At 26.2% G+C, this 7,199-nt stretch carries 8 protein-coding genes and 1 rRNA gene; 7 read left to right on the forward strand and 2 right to left on the reverse strand.

All coding sequences use genetic code 11. The features are described 5' to 3' along the window. The 5 genes from rrf to GIL12_RS09600 all read left to right on the forward strand — a co-directional run. A 5S ribosomal RNA gene (gene rrf, locus GIL12_RS09580) occupies positions 1-103 on the forward strand; the annotation flags it as partial. 119 nt (positions 104-222) lie between these two features. After that, the gene (locus GIL12_RS09585; RefSeq protein WP_163470257.1) at positions 223-1,431 is read left to right on the forward strand and encodes a nucleotidyltransferase; all 1,209 of its coding nucleotides are present in this window, start codon (positions 223-225) and stop codon (positions 1,429-1,431) included. Next, positions 1,412-2,722 (forward strand): MFS transporter, encoded by a 1,311-nt coding sequence (locus tag GIL12_RS09590; protein WP_163470258.1) that lies wholly within the window; start codon positions 1,412-1,414, stop codon positions 2,720-2,722. The genes GIL12_RS09585 and GIL12_RS09590 overlap by 20 nt, the downstream gene beginning before the upstream one ends. 198 nt (positions 2,723-2,920) lie before the next feature. Beyond that, entirely contained in the window at positions 2,921-4,060 is a 1,140-nt protein-coding gene (locus GIL12_RS09595) for a ComEC/Rec2 family competence protein (protein ID WP_163470259.1), read from the forward strand. Between the two features lie 14 nt (positions 4,061-4,074). After that, complete coding sequence (locus GIL12_RS09600; RefSeq protein ID WP_203522599.1) at positions 4,075-4,650, forward strand: YigZ family protein; 576 nt, start codon at positions 4,075-4,077, stop codon at positions 4,648-4,650. Positions 4,651-4,686: 36 nt separating this feature from the next. Here the strand turns inward: GIL12_RS09600 and GIL12_RS09605 are convergent, their stop codons facing one another. Together GIL12_RS09605 and GIL12_RS09610 are read right to left on the reverse strand one after the other, a co-directional pair. After that, complete coding sequence (locus GIL12_RS09605; RefSeq protein WP_163470260.1) at positions 4,687-5,364, reverse strand: TIGR02206 family membrane protein; 678 nt, start codon at positions 5,362-5,364, stop codon at positions 4,687-4,689. Positions 5,365-5,374: 10 nt separating this feature from the next. Continuing rightward, positions 5,375-5,983 (reverse strand): ribonuclease H family protein, encoded by a 609-nt coding sequence (locus tag GIL12_RS09610; protein ID WP_163470261.1) that lies wholly within the window; start codon positions 5,981-5,983, stop codon positions 5,375-5,377. 165 nt (positions 5,984-6,148) lie between these two features. On the opposite strand from GIL12_RS09610, the gene rpmE reads away from it, so the two are divergent. Further along, positions 6,149-6,358: a 50S ribosomal protein L31 gene (gene rpmE, locus GIL12_RS09615; RefSeq protein ID WP_163470262.1), complete on the forward strand. Its 210-nt coding sequence runs from the start codon at positions 6,149-6,151 to the stop codon at positions 6,356-6,358. 72 nt (positions 6,359-6,430) lie between these two features. After that, positions 6,431-7,057 (forward strand): uracil phosphoribosyltransferase, encoded by a 627-nt coding sequence (gene upp / locus GIL12_RS09620; RefSeq protein WP_163470263.1) that lies wholly within the window; start codon positions 6,431-6,433, stop codon positions 7,055-7,057. Positions 7,058-7,199: the final 142 nt, after the last annotated feature.

Below are 7,199 nucleotides of genomic sequence, written 5' to 3' on the forward strand. Positions count from 1 at the left end.
CTATGAGGGTACACCTAGTAACATACCGAACCTAGAAGTTAAGCTCATAAACGCTGAAAGTACTTGGGGGGCAGCCCTCTGGGAGGATAAGTACTTGCCAATCTTTTTTTTATTTTTTGGAAAAATAAAAAAAACTAAAATCCTTAAAACTTGTAAAATCAAGTTAAATAAGATAAAATGATTGTAATGCTAGAAACCAAATTTTATGAAAGTGAGGGATAAATGAAGTCAATTGGAATTATTGTGGAATATAATCCTTTTCATAATGGGCATAAACTACATTTAGATTATGCTAGAAAACAAGGGGATATAGTCATAGGAGTTATGAGTGGAGACTTTGTACAAAGGGGTGAACCAGCTCTCATTAATAAATGGGATAGGGCCAAAATGGCTTTGTTAGAAGGTTTAGATATAGTAGTGGAGTTACCAGTTTTTTATTCAACACAAAGTGCTGAAATTTTTGCTAGAGGTTCTATAAATATTTTAAAGGAACTAAGGTCTGATGAAATAGTTTTTGGTTCAGAAAGTGATAATTTAGATAAACTTCAAGAGGTTATAAAATTAGAAAGCAATTCTAATTTTATTGGAAATGTGAAAAAAAATCTTAAAGATGGAGATTCCTATCCAACAGCCTATAATAAAGAAATTAAAAATTATTTAGGAGAAGAATATGAAATTAAATCAAATGATATTTTAGGAATAGAATATTTAAGGACAATTAAGACATTAAAATTAGATATGAAGGTTAAAACTCTAAAAAGGGAAGGGAAAGGATATCATTCTTCAATTTCCACAGGGAATATATTAAGTGCAACAGGAATTAGAAAATTATTAAAAGAAGACAAAGACATAGAAAATTTTATCTCTAAAAATTCAAAGGAAATAATATTAAAAAATAAGAAAAATAAAAAGTTAGTTGATATATCACATTTTTATAATTTGATTAGATATGCTATAATTTCAAAAAGAGAAGTGTTGAAAGATATTCAAGACATTGAAGTTGGTTTTGAAAATAGAATTTATGAAATGGCATTAAAATCATCTTCCTATGAGATTTTTATGAAAAATTTAATGACTAAAAGATATACAATAGGAAGAACTCAAAGAATTTTAATTCATATTTTACTTTCTATAACAAAGGAAGATACAATAAAATTGAAAAAAGAACTTCCATATATTAGAATACTAGGTTTTTCAGATAAAGGAAGAACTTATTTAAATAAATTAAAAAAAGAAAAAAAGGATGATTTAGAGAACAGTAATATTCAAATATTAACATCCTTAAAAAATATTAAAAAAAAGTTATCAGTTGAACAATTAAGATATTTAGAATTAAACGAGGAATCTAGTTTAATTTATAGAATGATTAATAATTACGAGGATAGAAAAATACCATTAATGAAAAGGAAAGATGAATATGAAATTAGATAAAAAAACACAGATTTTTTATGGAATGGGAGTAAGTTATGCTATAGTGGATCAAATATTTGCTCAATGGATATTATATTTTTATTTGCCTCCAGAGAGTTCTGGGTTAAATGTAATAATGCCTCCAATATTTATTTCAATAGCCTTGGCAATTTCTAGAATAGTTGATATGGTTACTGATCCTGTGGTGGGATATGTTTCAGATAAAATAGACACTAAATGGGGAAGAAGAGTTCCATTTATTGCTGTTGGGAGTATTCCTTTAGGGATTATGACAGTGGCTTTCTTTTATCCGCCAACTTCTTCACCTACAGCATCTTTTATTTATTTAGCTGTAGTTGGATCTTTGTTTTTTACTTTTTATACTATAGTTGGAGCTCCTTATAATGCAATAATTCCAGAAATAGGAAACACTATGGAAGAAAGATTAAATTTATCAACTTGGCAATCAGTGTTTAGACTAATATACACAGCAATAGCAATGATATTACCAGGAGTTTTAATAAAAATGATTGGAAAGGGAGATACTTTACTTGGAATAAGAGGTATGGTAATAATTTTAAGTATAATTGCTTCTTTAGGTGGTTTTATAACTGTTTTTGGAGTCTCAGAAAAAAAATATTCAAAGGGAAAGGTTTCTAAGATTTCCTTTAAAGAAACAATTTTAATAATAGCTGGATATAGAAATTTTATTTTTTATTTATTTGGATTATTATTTTTCTTTGTTGGTTTTAATACTCTTAGAGCTACTATGAATTATTATGTGGAAGATATTATGGGATATGGAAAAACTCAAATTACAATAGCATCTGCACTGCTATTTGGAATGTCTGCTCTTTTCTTTTATCCAACAAATAAATTAGCAAAAAAAATAGGATATAGGAAAATTATGTTATTTGATCTTTTATTGTTAATGGTATTTACAGGGATGTTATTATTTCTTGGAAAAGGAATTCCAGAATCATTTGGCTTTGCAATATTTGCATTAATTGGGATACCAGTTGCAGGGGGAGCATTTATATTCCCACCAGCAATGTTAAGTGAAATTAGTAACAACATTAAGGAAGAAACTGGAAATAAAATAGAGGGAATTTGTTTTGGAATTCAAGGGTTTTTCTTGAAAATGGCCTTTATGGTTTCAATATTATTGTTGCCATTTATTTTAGTTTTTGGAAGTAATACAGGAAGAGTAAATAAAAATGGAATATATATGACAGCTATGTTTGCAATTGTGGCTTTTATAATTTCTTTTGTATTTTATTATAAATATGAAGAGAAAAAAGATAATTTTTAATAGAGGTTATTTATGGAAAGAATATATATTGTTGTAATAGAGATTTTTATATTAGAGGCATTATTATATTTTACTAGTTTAAACTTGATTATTATATTAATAATATTATTTTTATTGTGGTTATTTTTTATAAAGAAAAGAAAAGAGTTATCCATTTATATATTCCCCCTGATTTTTATAATTAGGGTAGTATTTTTTGTGGATTTCTCAGAGATAAGTCAAGGAAACCTCATAAATTTTAAAAGCAATATTGTTAATGGTTATGGAAAACTTGAAAAATTAAATAACAAACTTCCCTTTGAAAATAAGTATGTTTTTGTGGAAAAGTTAGGAGACGGGGAATATAATATTACAGGGAAAGTTTTATATGTAAAGGAAAGATTTATAGAAGTTGAAGTTTTGAAAAAAGAAAAAATAAAAGGTAATAAATTTAAAATTTATATGAATAAAAAACTAAATCGAACAAAAAATTATATTTCAAATGGATGTTCTAATCTTTTAAATGGAGTTATTTTAGGGGAAAGTAGATATGTATATAAAGATATAAAAGAAATGTTTCGTTATTCAGGTGCTTCTCATTTATTAGCTATTTCAGGGCTACACATTGGGATAATTATAGGTTTATTAACCTATATATTTAGTTTTTTAAAATTAAAAAAAGAAATAAAATATTCATGTATTTTTTTATTTTTAACAATGTATATATTATCTATAAAATTAAGTCCATCAGTTATTAGAGCTTATATTATGGGAAGTATTTATATAGGAAGTAATCTTTTTTATGAGAAGATAGATTTGAAAAAGTCTTTGGCCTTTGCCTTTATTACATCAATAATTATATATCCAAATTCCTTTGGAAATATTTCTTTTTTAATGTCATATATATCCTTGTTTTCAATTTTATTTATTTATCCTAAAATAAAAATAGATAAAGATATTAAGTATAAATTTGGGATCAACGTTTTTATTTTTGTTTTAATGCTTCAAATAATATTGACACCTTTAACATTATATTATTTTAAAAGTATTTCAATATTAGCCTTTATTTCTAATATAATATTAACTCCCTTAGGTAGTTTTTTCATTTTTTTAGGATTTATTTCCTTTCTAGTTCCAAGTATTATTTTAAAATTTGGAATGGGATGGTTTTTAGAAGAAGTATACAATTTTATAATTGTAATATTAAAATTTTTAAGTAAGGTTCCTTTTTTATCCTTAAAAATAAACTTTAATATAGATTTATTAGATATTATATTTTTTTATTTTCTTGTAGCTTTAACATTATTTTACAGTGAAATTAAAATACTTATGAAAAATCTAAATTTAATAGATAAATAAAAAGAGAGGATACAATGAATACAATAAAGTCAATTAAAAGAATAGAATTTGAAGAAAAAAAATCTAAATTCATAGGACATATAAAACCAGTTTCAACAAAAAAAGAAGCAGAAGAGTATATAGCTGAAATTAAAAACAAATATAAGGATGCAACTCATAATTGTAGTGCCTATAAACTCATTGAAAATGGTCAAGAATATTTTAAAGTTGATGATGACGGGGAACCTAAGGGAACCTCAGGAAAACCAATGGGAGAAATATTAACCTATATGGATATAGATAATGTAGTAGTGATAGCTACAAGATATTTTGGTGGAATAAAATTAGGAGCAGGGGGATTAGTTAGAGCCTATGCTAAAACAGCAAAACTAGCAGTTCAAGCTTCAGAAATAATAGAATACATAAAAAAAGAGATTTATCTACTGGAATTTAACTATGATAAGGTTTCAGAAATAGATAAGATAATATGTAATCATGATAACATATTAGAAAAGGGATTTAATGATAAGGTTTTTTATAAGGTTCAATTAAGTGATGAGAATTTAGAGAAAATTAAAAAATTAAGGAATGTTTCCATAATAAAATTATAAAGACTATATTACTAATAGTAATATAGTCTTTATAATTTAAAAATAATATTTTAGTCTTTTTTTTCTAAATGGGAATGCATAAATATATCCTAAGAATATAAAAATAAATTCAGTTGCAAAAATATAATATGGCCAAGGGCCTAAATATACTAAGAATGATGCTACATCTGGCTTTGCATTTGTAAACATAAAATTTGTTCCAAGTAAATTATTTACTTTAAGAGAAATAATTATAAGTATATTAAGTACTATAAATGATGAAAATAACCCTTTAATGTTAGGCTTAAAGTGAAAATATATAATTTCATACCAAGCTGCAAAAATAATAAAGAAATGAGTTAGAAAGAAACTTATATTTCTAAAATCATAAAATTTTGGAATATCTTCAGGAAATATTATTGCAAAGAAAGCTCCAATTGAAAAATAGAAGACTAACTGAAATAAAAAATTATATTTAAAAATTATAGATAATATAGCTAGTATAAGTGCAACATTACAGAGCTCAAGAGGTAATAGATTATGTATACTTTCAAAATATACAGTGTGCCGTATAAAAAGTTCAATACATTTTATAACAAGAATAATAATTCCTAAAGTGTTTGAAAAAACACGCTTTGAAAATAAATTCCCAATGAATATTAATAAAATAAAAAATAAAGAATAAGCCAGAATACTAAATAAGTGTTCTGGAGAAAAAATAATAAGTTCGTTCATAGCTGTCCTCCTATTTGTGAAATCCTAAATCAGCAGGATTAAAATCCCCAGAAATATGTTCTATGGATCCTCCTAATTTTTCAAATATTTCCCTTTTAATTTTAACTTTTTGTGCAAGTCTTTGGGTTTCTTGTGACACTGAATTTTTAATAATACCTTTAGACCAATAATTAATAACAAGAGAACTATCTCCAAAAATACACATTATTTTTTCATCAATTGCTATATGTAAAGCAAGATACATTCCTGCCAATTCTCCAAAGTTATTTGTTTTTCCTGGTTTTGTAAGGTAATTTCCAAATTCATTTATTTCTAAGCTTGGAAAATATTTTGAAAGGATTGACTCACCATTCTTTAAAGTAACCCTAACTTCAACACCAATTCCTCTACCAGTACCTGCATCAAAATAAATACCATCTTTTAATATCGGGGGAGTCGCTTTTATTTTTTTTTCATATTCAGCTCCTGATTTTAACCAAGATTCTGCTTCTTTATATGTTTTAAAAGATTTATACCTTGCTTTTTTACCAGATGTTTCATTTTTACACTGATTCCAAGTTTCAACTATATTACTTTCTTTAGATTCAGTTAAAAAATAAGCATAAAATTTTGTTTTCATAAAATCCTCCTTGATATAATTATACATGAAAAATATGAAAATTCAACTGAAAGAAAAAAAGTTTATAAAATTTTGTAGACATCAATAAATAACTTGCAAACTAAAGGGGAATATGATACAATTTCTTGTGAAATTAATAAGTCTATTATTGAAGGAGGGTAAGAAATGAGAAAAGGAATACATCCAGATTATAAAATTGTTAATGTTGAATGTACTTGTGGAGAAAAGTTTCAAACTAGATCTACTTATGCTAAAGGAGATATGAAAATAGCAGTATGTTCAAAATGTCATCCATTCTACACAGGTAAAGCTAAGTTCTTAGATACTGCTGGTAGAGTTGACAAATTCAACAAAAAATATAAGCTTAATAAATAAGATGCAGGAAAAAGCAGGACTTGTGTCCTGCTTTTTTATGAAATTTTTTATATATAATTCAGGAGGAGATCTATGGCAGTAGTTGAAATTAAACATCCATTAATCGAGCATAAACTTACACATTTAAGAGACAAGAACACTGATACAAAAACATTTAGAGAAAATTTAAATGAGATAGCTAAATTAATGGTTTATGAAACAACTAAGGATTTAGAATTAGAGGAGATTGAAGTTGAAACTCCAATTCAAAAAACAAAGGCATATGTGCTTAAAGACAAAGCAGTTGCAGTTGTACCAATTTTAAGAGCAGGGCTAGGGATGGTAGATGGTATCCTATCTTTAATACCAACAGCAAAGGTTGGACATATAGGAGTATACAGAAACGAAGAAACTATGCAACCAGTTTATTATTATTGTAAACTTCCTTTAGACATTAAAGATAGACAAGTAATACTTGTAGATCCTATGTTAGCCACTGGTGGATCAGCTATTTATGCAATAGATTACTTGAAAAAAGAAGGAGTAAAAGATATTACATTTATGTGTTTAATCTCAGCTCCAGAAGGTTTAGCTAAAGTACAAGAGGTTCATCCTGATGTGCCAATTTATACAGCTAAAATTGATGAAAAATTAGATGAAAATTGCTATATAGTTCCTGGACTTGGGGATTGTGGAGATAGAATTTTCGGAACTAAATAAAAAAAAAGACTACAATTGTAGTGCACCCAAAATCTTAGACAAATAAGATGGAGGGTGCATTTCTTATGTCCAAATTAACAAATAAACAAAAAATAGAAATTTATGAAAGAAGGTTGAAAGGAGAAACAGTAAAATCTTTAGC

It is taken from the genome of Fusobacterium sp. IOR10 (assembly GCF_010367435.1).
GTDB lineage: Bacteria > Fusobacteriota > Fusobacteriia > Fusobacteriales > Fusobacteriaceae > Fusobacterium_B.

Bases quoted from the DNA above. Each gene is read 5' to 3' on its own strand.
- GIL12_RS09585 (WP_163470257.1), top strand. From the start codon at position 223: ATGAAGTCAATTGGAATTATTGTGGAATATAATCCTTTTCATAATGGG.
- GIL12_RS09590 (WP_163470258.1), top strand. From the start codon at position 1,412: ATGAATATGAAATTAGATAAAAAAACACAGATTTTTTATGGAATGGGA.
- GIL12_RS09600 (WP_203522599.1), top strand. From the start codon at position 4,075: ATGAATACAATAAAGTCAATTAAAAGAATAGAATTTGAAGAAAAAAAA.
- GIL12_RS09605 (WP_163470260.1), bottom strand. From the start codon at position 5,364: ATGAACGAACTTATTATTTTTTCTCCAGAACACTTATTTAGTATTCTG.
- GIL12_RS09610 (WP_163470261.1), bottom strand. From the start codon at position 5,983: ATGAAAACAAAATTTTATGCTTATTTTTTAACTGAATCTAAAGAAAGT.
- rpmE (WP_163470262.1), top strand. From the start codon at position 6,149: ATGAGAAAAGGAATACATCCAGATTATAAAATTGTTAATGTTGAATGT.
- upp (WP_163470263.1), top strand. From the start codon at position 6,431: ATGGCAGTAGTTGAAATTAAACATCCATTAATCGAGCATAAACTTACA.